At 47.5% G+C, this 760-nt stretch carries 1 protein-coding gene; it reads right to left on the bottom strand.

Annotated elements, in window-relative coordinates; genetic code table 11:
* A partial coding sequence (locus A3750_RS24675) for a LysM peptidoglycan-binding domain-containing protein (RefSeq protein ID WP_156498931.1) occupies nucleotides 1–760 on the bottom strand: 760 nt, incomplete at both ends.

The raw sequence follows: 760 nt of genomic DNA, 5'->3' as shown, positions 1-760 counted from the left end.
ATTAGTAATTGTTTGCCAGGGCGAAGGACGTCTCCTGGTGCCATCGAATTCCACTTCGCCAACTGCCGAATGCCAACCTTGTGCGCACGGGAAATGTCCCAAAAAGTGTCTCCGGCTTTTACTGTGTAGAAAACCTTTGATGCACCATTTTTTCCTTGCACTTTTGTTTGTACGCTGGCGATGCGGTTTTGCTCGCTAAGGTTGTAGAACCGTTTGTTTTGAGATGCAACGGGGATCAATAACTCCTGTCCCTCATATATACGATTCCCTCGAAGCTTGTTTACTTGGGCGATGAGCGAAGGTGTCGTATGAAATTTGCGAGCAATTCTTGCCAAGGCGTCGCCTTTCTTTACCTTGTAACTGTCCCAAGTAAGTCGCTCAGATTTAGGAATGGAAGCCAGCCGTTGTTCGAACTGCTCTGATTTCGTTACGGGCATGAGCAGCCGGAACGGCCCACTTGGCGGTGTTGCCCACTGGTTTAACCCCGGGTTTAATTGATAAATCTCTTCAATATCTAGCTCGGCAATATTTGCTGCTTGTGCAAGGTCAATTTGGCTATCCAATTTCACAACGTCAAAATAAGGCTGATTGGGGATGGATTTTAGAGTGATATTATACTTTGCCGGATCAGCGACGATCTTTGAGATCGCAAGGAGTTTTGGAACGTAGGCTCGGGTTTCTCGCGGCAGTTTCAATGACCAGAAGTCGGTTGGTTTCCCTGCTTTAAGATTGCGCCTTATTGAGCGCGCTACTCGACCTG

Source organism: Oleiphilus sp. HI0079, assembly GCF_001635105.1.
Note: the sequence above shows the minus strand (reverse complement) of the source record. Positions and strands in the feature narration are given on the sequence as shown.